15 protein-coding genes are annotated in these 16,433 nt (G+C 63.7%); 9 read left to right on the plus strand and 6 right to left on the minus strand.

Going from position 1 to position 16,433, the window contains the following annotated elements; genetic code table 11:
• Positions 1-27 precede the first annotated feature (27 nt).
• The gene (locus AAHB08_RS19950) at positions 28-510 is read right to left on the minus strand and encodes a DUF1097 domain-containing protein (protein ID WP_247627516.1); all 483 of its coding nucleotides are present in this window, start codon (positions 508-510) and stop codon (positions 28-30) included.
• 370 nt (positions 511-880) lie between these two features.
• On the opposite strand from AAHB08_RS19950, the gene msrP reads away from it, so the two are divergent.
• Both msrP and msrQ read left to right on the plus strand, forming a co-directional pair.
• The gene (gene msrP / locus AAHB08_RS19955) at positions 881-1,885 is read left to right on the plus strand and encodes a protein-methionine-sulfoxide reductase catalytic subunit MsrP (protein ID WP_342059880.1); all 1,005 of its coding nucleotides are present in this window, start codon (positions 881-883) and stop codon (positions 1,883-1,885) included.
• 171 nt (positions 1,886-2,056) lie between these two features.
• Positions 2,057-2,695 (plus strand): protein-methionine-sulfoxide reductase heme-binding subunit MsrQ, encoded by a 639-nt coding sequence (msrQ, locus tag AAHB08_RS19960; protein ID WP_342059881.1) that lies wholly within the window; start codon positions 2,057-2,059, stop codon positions 2,693-2,695.
• 45 nt (positions 2,696-2,740) lie between these two features.
• Here msrQ and AAHB08_RS19965 read toward each other — a convergent pair whose 3' ends face one another.
• Positions 2,741-2,989: a PepSY domain-containing protein gene (locus AAHB08_RS19965; RefSeq protein ID WP_005332668.1), complete on the minus strand. Its 249-nt coding sequence runs from the start codon at positions 2,987-2,989 to the stop codon at positions 2,741-2,743.
• Between the two features lie 63 nt (positions 2,990-3,052).
• Between AAHB08_RS19965 and AAHB08_RS19970 the strand changes: the two genes are divergently transcribed.
• From AAHB08_RS19970 to AAHB08_RS19985, 4 genes are all read left to right on the plus strand, one after another.
• Complete coding sequence (locus AAHB08_RS19970; RefSeq protein ID WP_319917425.1) at positions 3,053-3,385, plus strand: PepSY domain-containing protein; 333 nt, start codon at positions 3,053-3,055, stop codon at positions 3,383-3,385.
• Positions 3,386-3,466: 81 nt separating this feature from the next.
• The gene (locus tag AAHB08_RS19975) at positions 3,467-4,123 is read left to right on the plus strand and encodes a response regulator transcription factor (RefSeq protein ID WP_025328630.1); all 657 of its coding nucleotides are present in this window, start codon (positions 3,467-3,469) and stop codon (positions 4,121-4,123) included.
• A gap of 37 nt (positions 4,124-4,160) precedes the next feature.
• Positions 4,161-5,510, plus strand: a complete 1,350-nt coding sequence (locus tag AAHB08_RS19980) for a sensor histidine kinase (RefSeq protein ID WP_139437893.1) — start codon at positions 4,161-4,163, stop codon at positions 5,508-5,510.
• 122 nt (positions 5,511-5,632) lie between these two features.
• Positions 5,633-6,094 (plus strand): hypothetical protein, encoded by a 462-nt coding sequence (locus AAHB08_RS19985; RefSeq protein WP_139437891.1) that lies wholly within the window; start codon positions 5,633-5,635, stop codon positions 6,092-6,094.
• A gap of 137 nt (positions 6,095-6,231) precedes the next feature.
• Here the strand turns inward: AAHB08_RS19985 and torA are convergent, their stop codons facing one another.
• The gene (gene torA, locus AAHB08_RS19990) at positions 6,232-8,712 is read right to left on the minus strand and encodes a trimethylamine-N-oxide reductase TorA (RefSeq protein WP_342059882.1); all 2,481 of its coding nucleotides are present in this window, start codon (positions 8,710-8,712) and stop codon (positions 6,232-6,234) included.
• 22 nt (positions 8,713-8,734) lie between these two features.
• Positions 8,735-9,865 (minus strand): NapC/NirT family cytochrome c, encoded by a 1,131-nt coding sequence (locus tag AAHB08_RS19995; protein ID WP_342059883.1) that lies wholly within the window; start codon positions 9,863-9,865, stop codon positions 8,735-8,737.
• Between the two features lie 347 nt (positions 9,866-10,212).
• Between AAHB08_RS19995 and AAHB08_RS20000 the strand changes: the two genes are divergently transcribed.
• Entirely contained in the window at positions 10,213-12,183 is a 1,971-nt protein-coding gene (locus AAHB08_RS20000; RefSeq protein ID WP_342059884.1) for a DNA topoisomerase III, read from the plus strand.
• Between the two features lie 80 nt (positions 12,184-12,263).
• Here the strand turns inward: AAHB08_RS20000 and AAHB08_RS20005 are convergent, their stop codons facing one another.
• Positions 12,264-13,619 (minus strand): TrkH family potassium uptake protein, encoded by a 1,356-nt coding sequence (locus AAHB08_RS20005; RefSeq protein ID WP_265435007.1) that lies wholly within the window; start codon positions 13,617-13,619, stop codon positions 12,264-12,266.
• Positions 13,616-14,269 carry a potassium channel family protein gene (locus AAHB08_RS20010; RefSeq protein ID WP_042650608.1) on the minus strand — a complete coding sequence of 218 codons (654 nt, stop codon included), beginning with the start codon at positions 14,267-14,269 and terminating at the stop codon, positions 13,616-13,618. Before AAHB08_RS20010 ends, AAHB08_RS20005 begins: the two co-directional genes overlap by 4 nt.
• Positions 14,270-14,394: 125 nt before the next feature.
• On the opposite strand from AAHB08_RS20010, the gene murB reads away from it, so the two are divergent.
• Together murB and birA are read left to right on the plus strand one after the other, a co-directional pair.
• Positions 14,395-15,432: a UDP-N-acetylmuramate dehydrogenase gene (murB, locus tag AAHB08_RS20015; RefSeq protein WP_342059885.1), complete on the plus strand. Its 1,038-nt coding sequence runs from the start codon at positions 14,395-14,397 to the stop codon at positions 15,430-15,432.
• Positions 15,429-16,394, plus strand: a complete 966-nt coding sequence (gene birA / locus AAHB08_RS20020) for a bifunctional biotin--[acetyl-CoA-carboxylase] ligase/biotin operon repressor BirA (RefSeq protein ID WP_265435005.1) — start codon at positions 15,429-15,431, stop codon at positions 16,392-16,394. Before murB ends, birA begins: the two co-directional genes overlap by 4 nt.
• The last annotated feature ends 39 nt before the right edge of the window (positions 16,395-16,433 follow it).

The raw sequence follows: 16,433 nt of genomic DNA on the forward strand, positions 1-16,433 counted from the left end.
CGGTCAGCGACTTGCCGCTCCCCTTGTTCAGGCCGGATCGGTCACGCCGGTGCTTGCCTGGGCCTTCCGGGTTTTGTGGGAGAGCCAGAGGCCGCTCGCCTTCATCAGGTAGCCAAAGAGCGCGCCTATCACCAGGGAGGGCAGGATGAGCCGCCACTCCCCCGCCGCCCCGAAGGTGGCGCAGCAACCGGCGAAGGTGCCGGGAATGTAGCCCAGCCACTGCTGCCTGGCTTGCACGCACATCAGGGTTGCCACCACACCCGTCATCAGATAGCCCGCCATGCCGGCCCCCCACCAACCTTCGCCGTGGATCAGCAGCAGTGCCCACAGCATGCCGCTGGCATTGCACAGCAGGGTCTGCAGCAGCGCCTTGTAACCGCCGCTCGAGGCGAAATAGCTGGTACAACCGAGGAAGCCGACCCAGGAGATGAGGCCAAGGGCGGCGGCCAGTCCGCCCCAGACGGCGGAGAGGATCCCGGTCGTGATGGCGATGGCGATCAATGGGCTCATGGCATGACTCTCAGTGGTTGAATTCGGAAAAGGAGGCAGCCTACCCTTCGGCAAGGGGGCGGCAAGCAGGGGCCGGATTGTGTGTGATCTCCGTCACTCTTTTCAACTCGGGAATACGCTTGCGCTCGCGAAAAAAATTCATTGGAGGCGTCCTTGGCCTTCGACCATAGTTAGAGGCCCTGTCCTGCTCATGGAGTGAGTCTGATGGTGCCAAACGTGATAGTCCCCCTGCTGGTATTCATTCTGCTGTTCCTGGTCGGCACCATGGCCAAGGCGCTGCCTCTTTACCAGCCCATGTAAATTTGTGTGAAATAAAACTCGGCCGGGGCGGGTCTTATGGTTGTCAGCCTCATCGCCCCGGGAGTTTTTCATGTTGATCAAGCGCCGTTCCTCTCATCACCTCACCGAACAGGATGTCACGCCGGAAGCCGTCTATCAGGATCGCCGACTCATTCTGAAAGGACTGGGACTGAGTGCCGCCACCCTGGCATTTCCCACCCAGGCCAGCCTGCTGGATCTCTTCTCCACCGAGGAGTCGACCCCGGCACCTGCCACCAAACCACTCAATTACAAGGCTGCGACCCGGCAGGACGGATTGACTCTGACGCCGCTGGAGAAGGCGACCAGCCACAACAACTTCTATGAGCTCGGCACCGACAAGGGGGATCCGGCCCGCAACGCCCACTACCTCAAACCCGAGCCCTGGACGCTCAAGGTGGAGGGGGAGGTGGCCAACCCCTTTACCCTGGATGTGTGGGATCTCATCAACAAGAGTACCCTGGAGGAGCGGATCTACCGGCTGCGCTGCGTGGAGGCCTGGTCCATGGTGCTGCCCTGGAGCGGCATCCCGCTGGCGGATTTGATCCGCCGTGCCGAGCCCAACAGTCGCGCCAAGTTCGTGGCGTTCGAGACCCTCTATGATCCCGAGCAGCTGCCGGGACAGGCCTCCCGCTCCCTCGGCGGCGGTATCGATTATCCCTATGTGGAGGGCTTGCGCCTCGACGAGGCGATGCACCCGCTCGCCTTCCTGGCGATGGGGCTCTACGGCAAGACGCTGCCCGCCCAGAACGGGGCGCCCATCCGGCTGGTGGTGCCCTGGAAGTACGGCTTCAAGAGCATCAAGAGCATAGTCTCCATCCGTCTGGTGGAGGAGATGCCTCCCACCACCTGGAACCTCTTGGCACCGAATGAATATGGTTTCTATGCCAACGTCAATCCCGAAGTGGATCATCCGCGCTGGAGCCAGGCCAGCGAGCGTTTCATCGGCGAGGGAGGCATCTTCGGCGCCAAGCGCCAGCCGACCCTGATGTTCAACGGCTATGGCGACGAGGTGGCCTCCCTCTATCAGGGGATGGATCTGCGCAAATGGTATTGAGAACCCGTGCACGATCTTGCTGCGAGGCCGTGATCAAGGCTCATGTGCTGCTCGGAATCCTCACGTATATCTATACGCTCCGGTTCCTGCGCTGCTCTTTACCTTGCTGACGACCTCTCGCGACAGATCGTGAGCAGGTTCTGAGAACGGACATAGGAGGAGATTGAATTCATGGCTCTGAGACTGACCACGCGCCATATCACCCTGCTGCGGGCCCTGGTACATCTGGGGGCGCTGGGGTGCCTGCTCTGGCTGGGCTATGCGGTGCCGGCCGGGTTGCTGGGGGGGGATCCGGTGCAAGGGCTGACCCACTACCTCGGCAAGGGGGCACTGCACCTGCTGCTGCTCACCCTGCTGGTGTCGCCGCTGGCCAAACGCTGGCGCCAGGGGCAGCTCATCAAGCTGCGCCGCCCCCTCGGGCTCTGGTGCGCGACCTGGGCCGGTTTGCATTTCATGGTGTGGCTGGGGCTGGATCTGCAGTTCGACTGGGGGCTGATCGGCGGCGAGCTGGTGAAGCGCAGCTACATAGTGGTGGGCATGGTGGCGCTGTTTTTGCTGCTGGCGCTCAGCATCACCTCGATCCCGGCCCTGCTGCGGGCCATGGGGCCAAGCTGGCAGAAGCTGCACAACTGGATCTATGCGGTGGCCCTGCTGGTGCCGGTGCACTACTGGTGGTCGGTCAAGAGTGGCTGGCAGGAGCCCCTCATCTACCTGTTGCTGGCGGGGGGGCTGTTGTGGCCGCGGCGGGAGAAGCTGCTGCGCCCCTGGCGCCAGCGCCGGCAGCAACGTCAGAAACTGAAAGAGGCGTGACTGGCCACGCCCTCATCCCCGCGCAGCGCACCTGGCAAAAGAGGCCTAATCGGCCTCTTTTTTGGTGATCTCTCCGCTGTAGGCATCGACCTGCAGCTGCACTCGCCTATCGTCGGCATCCAGGGTTTCCACCTCGAATTTGTCCCCTTCCAGCTCGACTTCCCGAATGTCGTGGTACCCTTGTGCCAGCAACAGCTTGACCAGGGCCGGCATGTCGAGACGCGCCTGAGCCGCCCAGCCAAGGGTGGAAAAAAGGCAGAGGATCAGCAGGATACTGCGTGGGATCATATTCATTCCGGATTCATGGCTGGCACACTATAAACGGCATTATGTTAGGTTTTGAGAGATGAATCACCCATGAATAGCGCGCTGCCCCTGCTTGGATTGCTGCTGCCGATGCTGTCCCAGGCGGCCCAGCCGAACGAGGCCTTGCTGCAACAGGCGGTCAGCGAGGGGCGGATCCGGCCTTTTCATGAGTTGATGGAGGTGGCTTCCCGCCTGCCGGTGCGCGTACTGCGCGTCGATCTGGGGGAGGAGGACGGGGTCTGGCTCTACGAGCTTCGGCTCATCGACGACGAGAACAGCGTCATCAAGGTGGGCTATCGCGCCGACAACCTGGAGATGGTGTGGCTCAAGGGTCATCATCTGGAGCGCCTGTTCGAGCCTCGCCCGCCCCCGGAAGAGGAGTGATCCGCCGCATGCTCCCCGCCTTGATGACTCGTCCCCCAATCGCCGCCGCGACAGGCGCAACTCTGCTTTGGATACCCATTTATGCGAATTCTGATAGTTGAAGATGAAAAGATCCTGGCGGGCCAGCTGGCGGAACAGCTGCGCCTGTCCGGGTTTGTGACCGATCTCTGCCACGATGGCAACGAGGCGGGTTTTCTCGGCGAGACCGAGCCCTACGACGCCATCATCCTGGATCTCGGCCTGCCGGGTCGCGATGGCCTGAGCGTGCTCAAGGAGTGGCGCAGCAAGGGGATAGACACACCTGTGCTGGTACTGACTGCCCGTGGCCAGCTGCACGAGAAGATAGAAGGGCTCAACGCCGGGGCCGATGACTACCTCACCAAGCCGTTCCAGGTCGCCGAGCTGGTGGCCCGGGTACAGGCCCTGGTGCGGCGGGCGGCGGGCAACGCCAGCTCCATCCTGGAGATTGGCGGGGTGCGGCTCGACATGGCGGCGTCTCAGGTATGGTACGAAGGGACCCCCATCAAGCTCACCGCCCACGAGTTCCGGGTGCTGGGTTATCTGATGCAGCACAGGGGCAAGGTGGTGTCCCGCAGCGAGCTGATCGACCACATCTATGCCCAGGATTTCGATCGCGACTCCAACACGGTCGAGGTATTCATCGGCCGGATCCGCAAGAAGACCCACGCCGATCTGATCGAGACGGTGCGCGGCCTCGGCTACCGGATCAACGAGTGAGACGGGCGTTGATGCCAGCACGGCTGGGGGGCGGTGAATGAGGCTGGTGCGTACCCTGAGGGGACGGTTGGTGGCCATAGCACTGGTCTGGTGCGGGCTCTTCCTGTTCGCCACCGGCTTCAGCCTGCAGACCATGATGCGCAACTACTGGCAGGAGGCGGAAGCCGACGGCCTGCGGTTGCAGCTCTACGATCTGCTCTCCCGCCTCGAGATCCAGCCCGACGGCCTGCCCGTGGTCACCGAGCCCATGGCGGACCCCCGTTTCCGCCAGCCCTATTCCGGCTATTACTGGCAGCTTGAGCTGGGGGATGCCGTGGTCAGCCGCTCCCGCTCCCTGTGGGATGTGCACCTGAGCGCCCACGGCCTGAAGTCGGCCTTCGGGGATCCGGATCTCTTCGTCGGCAAGGGGCCCAACAAGGAGCCCTTGCTGATCATGACCCGCACTGTGCTGCTGCCGGGCTCTGACAAGGTGTTTACCCTGGTGATGGCCAAGGACAGCAGCGCCCTGACCCAGACCCTGAAGAAGACCCGGATCAGCCTCTTCCTCGGTCTCGGCTTCGCGGCCGCCGGTCTGGTGCTGGGCTTCATGTTCCAGATCGTCTACGGCCTGAGGCCGCTCCACCTGCTGCGCCGCGAGCTGGGCCGGGTCCATCAGGGCCATCAGGAGGGGTTCAGGCTGCGCTATCCGTTGGAGATCCAGCCGCTGGTGGAAGACATCAACCGCCTGCTGCACCACTACGGCGAGCTGCTGCAGCGAGCCCGCTCCCACACCGGCAACCTGGCTCACGCCCTCAAGACGCCGCTCAGCATAATGCGCAATCAGGTGGCCCAGCTGCCCCCCGAGGATCAGGCCGCCATCGGCGAGCAGCTCGACCAGATCCAGCGCCACATCGACTATCACCTCGGCAAGGCACGGGTCACCGGGGCCGCCAAGATCCTCGGGGTCTCGACCCCGGTGCGGGCGCGGGTGGAGTACATCTGTCGCGCCTTCTCCCGTCTCTACCCGGGTAAGACGGTGGACCTGCAGGTGCCGGCCAACCTGGCGGTCGGGGTGGAGGAGCAGGACTTTGACGAGATGGTGGGCAACCTGCTGGAGAACGCCTTCAAGTGGTCCGCCAGCGAGCTGCGCATCTCCAGCGCCGAGCTGGGGGGCTGGATCACCCTGCGTATCGAGGACGACGGCCCCGGCATGAGCGAGGATCAGATCGCCAAGGCGGTGCTGCGCGGGGTGCGCCTCGACGAGAAGGTGCCGGGATCCGGGCTCGGCCTCAACATAGTCTCAGACCTGGCCGAAGCCTATCGTGGCAGCCTCATCATGGGGCGCGCAGAGCTGGGAGGGCTTGCCGCCTCCCTCTCCCTGCCCAAGGTGGCCAGGGTAGACGGTTAGCACACGTATGAGCGAGGCGGCCCGGCATGGGCCGCTCGGGCCCGGGTCGTCCTCCGAGGTAGCATGGGGGGCGCACCAGGCATAAGATAGAGTCCTTAATTCAAGTGGTAGGAAGGGTAGCAATGACTGACGATCCATGGGCGCTGTGCCATCTCGATGATTCGTTCGATGCCTCCGTGCTGGGTACCAAGGGGGCCCAGATCCAGTGGTTTGAGGACAGGGAGTCCCTGATCCAGTTCCTGCTGGAGGACTTTGTCGATCTGCTGGCCGATGTGGGCGAGCTGGACGAGGATCAGACCGAGAGCGCCCGCGAGCGCTTCACCCTGCTGGTGGAGCAGAGTCAGGACGATCGCACCCTGATGGATGCCATCAACGATCTCGCCTCCGGCCTGCGCCGCATCGCCTGGCTGGGGCCGCTCTCCGAGCTTGCCGAGATCAGCGACGACTTCGCGAGCGGCCTGCGCGCCTTCTTCTGGACCCAGTATGATGGGGATGAGGATGACCCCGAAGCCTGGGTGCCGGAAGAGCTCTGGCCCCAGCTCGTCGAGTGTGCGGAAGAGTACATGGTTGAGGGAGACTTCTGATCTATCTTGGCTGCGCTCTGGCGGCAAGGCGGTGGAGTGTACGGAAGAGTACATGATTGAGGGAGACTTCTGAGTCACATCGGAAACCACGATAAAAAAACGGCGCCTTATGGCGCCGTTTTTGTGTTCACCCGGGATCAGGCGTTGGCCGGTACCTCATGGGCTGTGTTGACGAGATCTGGCCCGCTGTATTTCTCGATCTGCAACTGGGCCATGTGACCGCAGTTGCCTTGCGCCAGGCTGGAAGAGCCCTCGTCGAAGGTGAGGCAGTTGACGTTGCCGTTCTTGCAGATGGCGCCCACCTCGCCCGGCTTGGCCGGATCGAACCAGGCTCCTTCGCAGATCCGCACCACGCCGGGGCGAATGTCTTTCGAGAGCAGCGCCCCCACCAGGATCTGGCCGCGCTCGTTGAAGGCGCGCACCAGGTCCCCGTCCTGGATGCCGCGGCTCTTGGCGTCGTCCGGGTGGATCAGTATGGCCTCCCGATCGGCGATGGCGAACTTGTCCCGCAGGGGGGTGTTGTCCAGCTGGGAGTGCAGCCGCTGGGTCGGGTGGGAGGTGTTGAGCGACAGCGGATAGCGCGCCGCCACCTCGCTCTTGACCCACTCCTTGGGCTCATACCACTTGGGGTGACCGGCGCAGTCGGCATAGCCCATGCCGGCTACCGTGTTGGAGAAGATCTCTATCTTGCCGGACGGGGTGCCGAGCGGGTTGAGCAGCGGGTTCTCGCGAAAATCGGCGTGACGGATCCACTGGCGGTTCGCCTCCGGGATCGGGAAACGGATGTAGTTGTTGGATTCCCAGAACATGCTGAACGGCGGCAGCGCGACCCGGGCACCCCGGGCCTGGGCGGCCATGCCGTCGTACATCTGCTTGAGCCACAGCATCTCGTCCTTGCCCTCGGTATAGGCCTCCTGCAGGCCCAGCTTGGCGGCGATGGCGCTGAAGATGTCAAAGTCGTTGCGGGCCTCATGCTGGGGCGGCACGCACTGGTGCATGGGGAACACATAGCGCTGGGAGTAGTCGCCCCCCATCTCCAGATCGTTGCGCTCGTAGCTGGTGGTGACCGGCAGCACTATGTCGGCGTGCTTGGCGGTGGCGGTCCAGTAGGGCTCGTGGACTATCACGGTCTGCGGCTTGCGCCAGGCCTGCAGCAGGTTGTTGGTGTCCTGGTGGTGGTGGAAGGGGTTGCCCCCCGCCACGTAGACCAGCTTGATGTCCGGATAGGTCACCTTGCGGCCGTTGAAGTCGATGGTCTTGCCGGGATTGGCGAGGCAGTCGGCGATGCGCGCCACCGGAATGGGGGCCGGGCTGTTCTTGGGGGCGTTGCCGGCGGAGATGCCCGCCAGAATGCCGCCCTTGGCGGTGGGGCTGCCACCGGAGGAGTAGTGATAGCTGAAGCCGTAGCCGCCCCCCGGCAGGCCGATCTGGCCCAGCATGGCCGCCAGGGTGACCAGCATCCAGTTGGGCTGCTCCCCGTGGTGCTGCCGCTGCATGCCCCAGCCGGCCATGATCATGGTGCGCTTGGCCGCCATGTCGAGGGCCAGCTGGCGAATCACCTTGGCCTCGACGCCGCAGACGGTGCTCGCCCACTCGGCGCTCTTGGGCTGACCGTCGTCCTGGCCGAGCAGGTAGGCGAGGAACTTGTCGAAGCCGACGGCGTAGCGATCGAGGAAGGCCTGATCGTGCTTCTTCTCGCTATAGAGGGTGTGGGCCACCCCCAGCATCATGGCCACGTCTGTGTAGGCGTTGGGGGCTATCCACTCGGCGTTGGCCAGCTTGGCGGTCTCGTTGTAGACGGGGTCGATGCTGATGACCCGGGTGCCTTTCTCTTTCAGCGCCTTGAAGCCTGCCTGACCCTCGTGATCCGGCATGTTCCAGCTGTTCTTCAGGGTGACCTGAGCGTTGACCCCCCAGAGCACCACCAGTTCGGCGTGCTCCACCACGTTCGGCCAGGCGGTCTGCTGCTCGTACACCTCGATGGAGCCCATCACGTGGGACATGATCACCTGGGCCGCGCCGGTGGAGTAGTCCCCGGCATAGCCGGTGAAGCCCCCGGCGAGGTTCATCAGGCGGTGCAGCAGGGTGCGGCTGTTGTGGAACATGCCCACACTCTTCCAGCCGTAGGAACCGGCGTGGATCGCCTGAGGGCCGACGTCGCGCTGGACCCGCTGGATCTCGCCGGCCACCAGTTCGATGGCCTGCTCCCAGCTCACCCGCACCCACTCGTCAGCGCCGCGCAGCTCGGGCTTGGCGCCCGGGCCGTGCTCCAGCCAGCTCTTGCGTACCATGGGGTACTTGATGCGGTTCTTGGCATGGACCTGGAACGGCGCCATGTCGATGAGGTCGTTCGGTGCCGGATCATCGGCCACCGGCTGGACCCGCACCATGCGGCCATCGGCGACTATGGCCTCGAAGGCTCCCCAGTGGGCGCCGGTCAGTATGCCCTTCTGGGCGGGGACCAGGGTGGGGAACTGCTCCAGCGCCGTACTGATGGCCTGGGCCAGGGCGTGTTTCGGGAACAGGGCACCGAGCAGGGGCAGGGCGGCACAGGCCCCCATGCCCTTGAGCAGGCTGCGGCGGGACAGATTGGTCTGTTGATCATTGAAAAAAGTCATATCGAATTCCTCTGTTCCAGCCTTAGTGTGCCGCGTTCATGTCACTGGCGTGTTTCTGCACGTATTGGGTCAGCATGCGAGCCTGCTCCGGGGTGAGGGAGGTACGGGACTCCATGCCCTTGATGACGCCTATCCACTGGTTGGCATTGAAGTGATCCAGCGCGGTCAGACCGTGGCAGCCGGTACAGTTGTTGGACATCAGGGTGGAGGCGTATTGCCACAGCTTGCCCTGATCGCCGATGAGCTGGTTCTGATCCACCCAGGCGGTCAGCTTGACCTGATGCCAGGTGAGGTTGGTGGCGCTGTCGGTCTCGCTCTTGCCGGTGACCAGCGCCTGCTTGGCGGCATCGCCGACCAGCACGCTCAGGATGCGCTTGCCGGGGGCGGCGTAGAACACCTCGCTCACCCCGTCCTGCTGCCAGCCCTCGATCTGCACCTGGGCGCGGCCGTTGTCGTTGGCCAGGATCTCGACCTGGGTTGACGGCATCAGGGTGCCCTCGTCCGTGGTGGCCTTGGCATCGAGGAACAGGGGGGTGGTGGCGATGGCGTAACGGGTGGTGACGCTGGCCGGGGTCTGGGCCGCGGCGGCAGCCAGTTCACTGGCACCGGCGGCAGCCAGACCGCTCATGTCAGGCATGATGTGGGCGACGCCGCGGTGGCAGTCGATGCAGGTCTGGCCCTCCTTGATGGCGACCGGGTGCTCGGCCCGGGCATTGGGGCGCTGGGCCAGGATGTCCATGGCGGCGTAGCTGTGGCAGCTGCGGCAGGTGGCGGAGTCGTTGGCCTTGAGCTGATCCCAGACCGTCTGGGCCATGCGCAGCTTTTGGGCCTCGTATTTTTCGGGAGTGTCGAGTGTGCCGATCGCCTCGTGATAGATGTCCTTCACGGCGCGGATCTTGGTCCAGAGGTAGGAGGCGGGCTCATTGGGAATGTGGCAGTCGGCGCACTCTGCGCGGATCCCCTTCACGTTCTGGAAGTGGACGCTGCCCTGATACTCGGCGAGCGGTGTCTGCATGGAGTGACAGGAGACGCAGAATTCGGTGGAGCTGGTCTTGTGCAGCACTGTGACTGTCACTCCCAGTGCCGCGACGCCCAGCAGGGCTCCGAGCAGCAGGAGCCAGAACCAGGTCTTTCTCAACATTTTTCCAAGCATGGCGCAGTGTCCTTCGAATCTGGTATTACCAATATAGTAGTAGTCTTGGTGGGTGAGGGGTTGACCTCGGTTATGCTTTTTATTCTTTAAATTGGTTTTTTTTGGTTTTAAGTTTCACCAAAACACCTTTGTTTGAATTTAAATCAAATTCAGAGGGTTAACTCTGTCAGTTTAGCCTTATTTGGCTCTCTTTTTGTCATCATATCCGCACTAATCATGCTGGAAACGGCGCTGTCGCGACGTTTTGCGCTCCAGTGCGACGCTCTGGTTCTGAATGGGCCTGTGTTGGGCTTTATGAAAGGCTCGATATATACTGTTTGCATATACAGTGATCAGGTTTGTCAGTCATGCGACTCTTTATTGCCGAAAAGCCCAGCCTTGGCCGCGCCATCGCCGATGTTCTGCCCAAGCCCCACAAGAAGGGGGAGGGCTTCATCGAGACGGCGCAGGGAGACGTGGTGACCTGGTGTATCGGCCACCTGCTGGAGCAGGCGGAGCCCGATGCCTATGATGCCGCCTACAAGCAGTGGCGCATGGAGCAGCTCCCCATAGTGCCGAGCCAGTGGCAGCTGGTGGCCAAGCCCAAGACCAGGAGCCAGCTTGCCGTGATCAAGCGGCTCATCAAGCAGGCCGACTGCGTGGTCAATGCCGGTGACCCGGACAGGGAAGGGCAGCTGCTGGTGGACGAGGTGATCGACTTCCTCGGCTACCCCAAACTCAAGCCGGTGCAGCGCTGCCTCATCAGCGATCTCAATCCCCCCGCGGTGCGCCGCGCCCTCGATAAACTCAGAGACAACAAGGAGTTCGTGCCGCTGGCGGTGTCGGCGCTGGCCCGCAGTCGGGCCGACTGGCTCTACGGCATCAACATGACCCGCGCCTATACCCTGCTCGGGCGCAAGGCCGGTTGCAGCGAGCTGCTCTCGGTCGGTCGGGTGCAGACACCGTTGCTGGGGCTGGTGGTGCGGCGGGATCTCGAGATAGACGCCTTCGTCCCCAAACCCTTCTACGAGGTGTTGGCCCATGTGGTGACGGAGCGCAACGAAAGGTTCGGCGCCAAGTGGCTGCCCTCCGAGGCCTGTGCGCCCTGGCAGGACGAGGAGGGACGGGTGCTCAACCGGGCACTGGCCGCCAAGGTGATGGAGCGGATCCAGGGCCTGCCAGCCCGGGTGGAGGAGGTGGAGGAGCAAGCCCGGAAACAGGCGGCGCCACTGCCTTACAACCTCTCCAGCCTGCAGATCGATGCCGCCAAGCGGTTCGGCATGGACGCCAAGCGGGTGCTGGATGTCTGCCAGAGCCTCTACGAGCGCCACAAGCTCATCACCTACCCCAGATCCGACAGCCGTTATCTGCCAAGCGATCACTTCAACCGGGCGCCCCAGGTGCGGGATGCCATCGCCGCCACGGCCCCGACGCTGGCCAGCGCCGTGGCCGAGGCGGACGGCAAGATCCGCAGCAAGGCGTGGAATGACGGCAAGGTGGATGCCCATCACGCCATCATCCCCACCGAGAAGCATGGCAACCTGGCCAGCCTCTCCGCCGACGAGGGCAAGCTCTATGGCCTGGTCGCCCGCCAGTACCTGCTGCAGTTCTATCCCCCGTTCGAGTACAACGACAGCCGGGTGTTGCTGCGTATCGCGGGCGGCCTGTTCCAGGCCAAGGCGCGGCGCATCCTCAAGGCGGGCTGGAAGGCGTTGCTCGGGGTCGAGGAGGACGATGAGGAGGAGGCCGGCACCCTGCCTGCGCTGCGAGAAGGGGATCAACTGTCGTGCGAGCGGGGCGAGCTGCTGGAGAAGATGACCCAGGCGCCCAAGGCATTCACCGACGCTACCCTGCTGGCCGCCATGACGGGCATAGCCCGCCATGTACAGGATCCCGAGATCCGCAAGATCCTGCGCGAGACCGATGGCCTGGGCACCGAGGCAACCCGGGCCGGCATCATAGACCTGCTGTTCAAGCGGCGCTTCCTGGTGCGGCAGGGCAAGAGCATCAAGGCGACCCCGACCGGACGGGCCCTGATCCAGGCCTTGCCTGCCACCGCCACCACGCCGGACATGACGGCGCTGTGGGAGCAGCACCTGGGCCGGATCGCCGAGCGTCACGCGAGTTACCAGCAATTTATGGGGCCGCTGACGGATCAGTTGCATGCCTTGATCGAGGGTGCCAGGCAGGATTCGGGGGCAAGTTTCAGCGCCCTGCCCAGGGAGGCGCCGGGGGCCAGCAAGCGGCGCTTCAGCCGCAAGCGCTCGGCGGCCAGTGGCACAGGTGCGGCGCCCCGCAAGGGGGCGGGCAAGCGCCCGGCCAGAAGCAAGGCGGCCTGAGTGACCCGGGATCATGGCGGCGACTTGAGGCGCAAAAGCGAGAGGGGCTCTGGGCCCCTCTCGCTTTATCTGGCATTCGATCAGCCGGTGTAGACGTTCTCTTCCGGGTAGCGGATCCGGGTCTCGCTCGGTCTGGAGAGCATGATGGCCAGGGTCAGCGGGCCGAGACGGCCGCAGATCATCACCAGCACCAGGATGAGCTTGCCCGGTTCGCTCAGGGAGGCGGTGATGCCGGTCGAGAGGCCGACGGTGGCAAAGGCCGAGACCGTCTCGAACATGATCTTGTCGAAGGGCTGTGACTCGGTGAGCATCAACAGGAACATGGCCAGCATCAGCACCATGGTACTGACGATGATGATGGCCAGGGAGCGGGTCACTATCTGGGGTGACAGGGTACGGCCGAAGGCGGTGACGTGGGGTCGCTTGGTCAGAAAGGCCCTGGTGGCCAGCAACACCACGGCGAAGGTAGTGACCTTGATGCCGCCACCGGTCGAGGTGGTACCGGCGCCGATGAACATCAACATCATCATGAACAGCAGGGAGGCGGGCACCATCTGGCCTATGTCCACAGTGTTGAAGCCAGCCGTGCGCGCCGTGGCGGACTGGAAGAAGGCCGCCAGCAGCTGGCCGCCAGGCCCGGCGTTGCCGAGGGTGGCGGGATTGTTGTGTTCCAGCAGCCAGAACATCAGGGTGCCAAGCAGCAGCAGGGCGGGGGTCATCAGCAGCATCAGCTTGCTGTGCAGCTTCAGCTTGCGCCAGCGATGGTTGCGCGCCAGGTCGACGATGACGGTAAAACCTATCCCGCCGAGGATGAGCAGGGCCGGTATGGTCAGGCTGATGATGGGGTCGTCTCTGTAGTCGATGAGGTTGTTGGCAAACAGCGAGAAACCGGCGTTGTTGAAGGCAGAGACCGCGTGGAAAAAGCTGACGTAGAGACCATGGCTCCACCCCATCTCCGGCACCCAGCGAATGGCCATGATGGCGGTGCCGATCAACTGGGCTATCAGGGCGAACAGCACTATGCGCTTCACCAGCTGGATGATGTTGACCGAGCCCTCCTGGCCAAGCGCCTCCTTCGCCAGTATCTGCTGGCGCAGACCGACCCGCTTGCTGAACATGGCGATGAGCAGCAGGGTCATGGTCATCTGGCCCAGGCCCCCTATCTCCATCAGCATCAGCAGTATGATCTGCCCTTGCAGGGTAAAGGCGGTGCCGGTATCCACCACCCCGAGTCCGGTCACACTGATGGCCGAGGTCGCGGTGAACAGGGCATTGATGAAGGTGACCTCGCCCTTGTGGCTCGAGGGCTGCACCAGAAACAGGGTACCGACCAGCAGGATGATGAGAAAGCTGCCCAGGATCAGCCTGGCTTCACTCCAGCGGGATTCGGTATCCCGATGCAGGGCGAAGGCGTAGTTGCTGCGCCAGTTGATCATAGGGTGTCGAGCCAGTGATCGATGGCGTGCTTGTTGCCGGCCAGGATCAGGATGTCACCGAGTTGCAGCTCCATCTTGCCGGTCAGCACGTTGTGCAGCACCTCGCCGCGCTTGATGGCCAGCAACTGGAAGTCGTTCTGTTGCAGCAGATTGAGATCGGCCAGGGTGCGACCGTTCTGTTGCAGACCGATCACGAACTCGGTCAGCACCATCTCGTGCCCCAGCTCCAGGTAGTCGAACAGGCGGTTGTCCAGCATGCTCTGGGCGACCCGGCGCCCCATGTCCCACTCCGGGTTGATCACCTTGTCGGCCCCCACCTTTTGCAGGATCTTGGCGTGGAACTTGTCGCGCGCCTTGACCCACACCTTCTTCACCCCCGCCTCCTTCAGCACCAGCGTGGTGAGAATGCTGGTTTCGAGGTTGTCGCCGATGGCCACGAAGACGATGTCGAAATTGGCCAGTCCCAGCTCGGCGACCGTGGCCTCATCGGTGGCATCGGCGACGATGACGTGATTGCACAGAGTCGCGATCTGGCGGGTCTTGCTCTCGTCGATATCGATGGCCAGCACCTCGGCATTCTGCAACTGCAGCTCTTCACACAGTGCGCTGCCGAACAGGCCGAGGCCGATGACGGCGAATTGATTGTTCATTCATGCTTCCTCAACGGGCTGAAGGGCTTACTTTACTCCAGCGGTTTGAGTCCGAACAGTACCCGGGTTTTTCGTCCCGGGGGATCTGGGGTAAACTGCGCCCTTGTCCTTGTCGGAACACGCAGATGAAACTCACTCCCCATGCCCCCCTGTCGGCCCTCAATACCCTGGGCCTGGACGCACACTGCCTCTGGCTGGCCGAAGTGGCCAGGCTGGATGATCTTTGCCAGTTGCGGGCCGATCCGGAGCTGAGCGTCTTGCCGCGCCTGGTGCTGGGTGGTGGGAGCAACATCTTGTTCTGCAATGATTTTGCCGGTCTGGTCGTGCTCAATCGAATGAAAGGCATCGAACTGCAGGATGACGACAGCCACTGGTTGCTGCACGTGGCGGCGGGGGAGGAGTGGCACCAGCTGGTGTGCCATGCCCTGCAACAGGGCTGGCACGGGCTGGAGAACCTGGCGCTGATCCCGGGCACAGTCGGTGCGGCCCCGGTGCAGAACATAGGCGCCTACGGGGTCGAGCTGGCCCGGTTCTGTGCCTATGTGGAGGCATTCAACTGGCAGAGCGGCGAGGTGGAGCGCATAGCGGCGGCCGACTGCCGGTTCGGCTATCGCGACAGCATCTTCAAGCACGATTATCAGGACACCCACTTCATCACCGCCGTTGGCTTGCGCCTGCCCAAGGTCTGGCAGCCCGTGATCGGTTATGGCCCCCTGGCGGCCCTCGGCGAGCACCCTGGTGCGCAGGCCATCTTCGACACCGTCTGCGCCACCCGCATGGCCAAGTTGCCGGATCCCGCGGTGCTCGGCAACGCGGGCAGCTTCTTCAAGAACCCCGTGGTGCCGGCCTCGGTGGCGGATGCACTCAAGGGGCAATACCCGCAGATGCCCTGCTATCCGGCCGGGGAAGGGCAGGCCAAGCTGGCGGCGGGCTGGCTCATCGATCAGTGCGGGCTCAAGGGGTTTGCCATCGGCCGCGCCGCCGTCCACCAGGAGCAGGCGCTGGTGCTGGTCAACCTCGGGGGCGCCAGTGCCATGGAGCTCATCGCCCTGGCGGCCCATGTGCGTGACAGTGTTGAGCACAAGTTCGGCGTGGTGCTGGAGCACGAGGTGCGCTTCATGGGGCTCACCGGCGAGACCTGGCTCGACGAGGTGCTGGCATGACCCTCACCCCCGTCAGGCAGACCCTGATCACCCTGCTCAGCGACGGCCAGTTTCACTCCGGCGAACAGCTGGGGGAGCAGCTCGGCATCAGTAGGGCGGCGGTGAGCAAGCACATGGCCGCCCTCAAGGAGCTGGGGCTGGATCTGTTCAGCCTGACTGGCAAGGGGTACCGCCTGGCCGTCCCCATGGCACTCTATGACGAGGCGCAACTGCAGGCCCTGGCCCCCATGGCGCCGGTGCACTGCTTCTCGGTGATCGACTCCACCAACCAGTATCTGTTTGAGCGGGTCAACCAGCTGAGCTCCGGCGAGAGTTGCCTGGCGGAGTGCCAGACCGCCGGTCGGGGGCGCCGTGGCAAGCCCTGGGTCTCGCCGTTCGGTTGCCAGCTGATCCTCAGCATGTACTGGCGGCTCGAGCAGGGCATGGCGGCCGCCATGGGGCTGAGTCTGGCGGTGGGGGTGGCCGTGGTGGAGGCGCTGGAATCCCTCGGCTACCCCGGGGTGGAGCTCAAATGGCCGAACGACCTCTATTACCAGGGCCGCAAGCTGGCGGGCATACTGGTGGAGATGAGCGGCAGTGCCGGCGCCAGCTGCCACCTGGTGATCGGGGTCGGCCTCAATCTGGCGATGCCGAGCCAGCAGGGGGAGAAGATCGATCAGGCCTGGTCAGAGCTGCGCCACGTTCAGCCCGAACTGGTGGATCGCAACCAGCTGGCGGCCTGCGTACTCCTGCACCTGCAAGAGGCCATGCAGACCTTCGAGCAGAGCGGTCTGGCGAGCTTCGTCGAGAGCTGGAACCGGCTCGACTACTTTGCCGGCCAACCGGTGAAGTTGCTGATGGGGGAGCAGGTGATCCGCGGCATCGCCCGGGGTATCGACGATCGCGGTGCCCTGCGGCTGGAGACGGACGAGGGGATCAGGCTCTACCTGGGGGGGGAGATCTCCCTGCGCCGGGGGGATTGAGCGAGAGCGGCTCATGAGAATCCAACGGAAGAGGGGGGC

The organism is Aeromonas sp. OTU364 (genome assembly GCF_038440395.1).
In the GTDB taxonomy this organism is placed as follows: domain Bacteria; phylum Pseudomonadota; class Gammaproteobacteria; order Enterobacterales; family Aeromonadaceae; genus Aeromonas.

Bases quoted from the DNA above. Each gene is read 5' to 3' on its own strand.
- AAHB08_RS19950 (WP_247627516.1), bottom strand. From the start codon at position 510: ATGAGCCCATTGATCGCCATCGCCATCACGACCGGGATCCTCTCCGCC.
- msrP (WP_342059880.1), top strand. From the start codon at position 881: ATGTTGATCAAGCGCCGTTCCTCTCATCACCTCACCGAACAGGATGTC.
- msrQ (WP_342059881.1), top strand. From the start codon at position 2,057: ATGGCTCTGAGACTGACCACGCGCCATATCACCCTGCTGCGGGCCCTG.
- AAHB08_RS19965 (WP_005332668.1), bottom strand. From the start codon at position 2,989: ATGAATATGATCCCACGCAGTATCCTGCTGATCCTCTGCCTTTTTTCC.
- AAHB08_RS19970 (WP_319917425.1), top strand. From the start codon at position 3,053: ATGAATAGCGCGCTGCCCCTGCTTGGATTGCTGCTGCCGATGCTGTCC.
- AAHB08_RS19975 (WP_025328630.1), top strand. From the start codon at position 3,467: ATGCGAATTCTGATAGTTGAAGATGAAAAGATCCTGGCGGGCCAGCTG.
- AAHB08_RS19980 (WP_139437893.1), top strand. From the start codon at position 4,161: ATGAGGCTGGTGCGTACCCTGAGGGGACGGTTGGTGGCCATAGCACTG.
- AAHB08_RS19985 (WP_139437891.1), top strand. From the start codon at position 5,633: ATGACTGACGATCCATGGGCGCTGTGCCATCTCGATGATTCGTTCGAT.
- torA (WP_342059882.1), bottom strand. From the start codon at position 8,712: ATGACTTTTTTCAATGATCAACAGACCAATCTGTCCCGCCGCAGCCTG.
- AAHB08_RS19995 (WP_342059883.1), bottom strand. From the start codon at position 9,865: ATGCTTGGAAAAATGTTGAGAAAGACCTGGTTCTGGCTCCTGCTGCTC.
- AAHB08_RS20000 (WP_342059884.1), top strand. From the start codon at position 10,213: ATGCGACTCTTTATTGCCGAAAAGCCCAGCCTTGGCCGCGCCATCGCC.
- AAHB08_RS20005 (WP_265435007.1), bottom strand. From the start codon at position 13,619: ATGATCAACTGGCGCAGCAACTACGCCTTCGCCCTGCATCGGGATACC.
- AAHB08_RS20010 (WP_042650608.1), bottom strand. From the start codon at position 14,269: ATGAACAATCAATTCGCCGTCATCGGCCTCGGCCTGTTCGGCAGCGCA.
- murB (WP_342059885.1), top strand. From the start codon at position 14,395: ATGAAACTCACTCCCCATGCCCCCCTGTCGGCCCTCAATACCCTGGGC.
- birA (WP_265435005.1), top strand. From the start codon at position 15,429: ATGACCCTCACCCCCGTCAGGCAGACCCTGATCACCCTGCTCAGCGAC.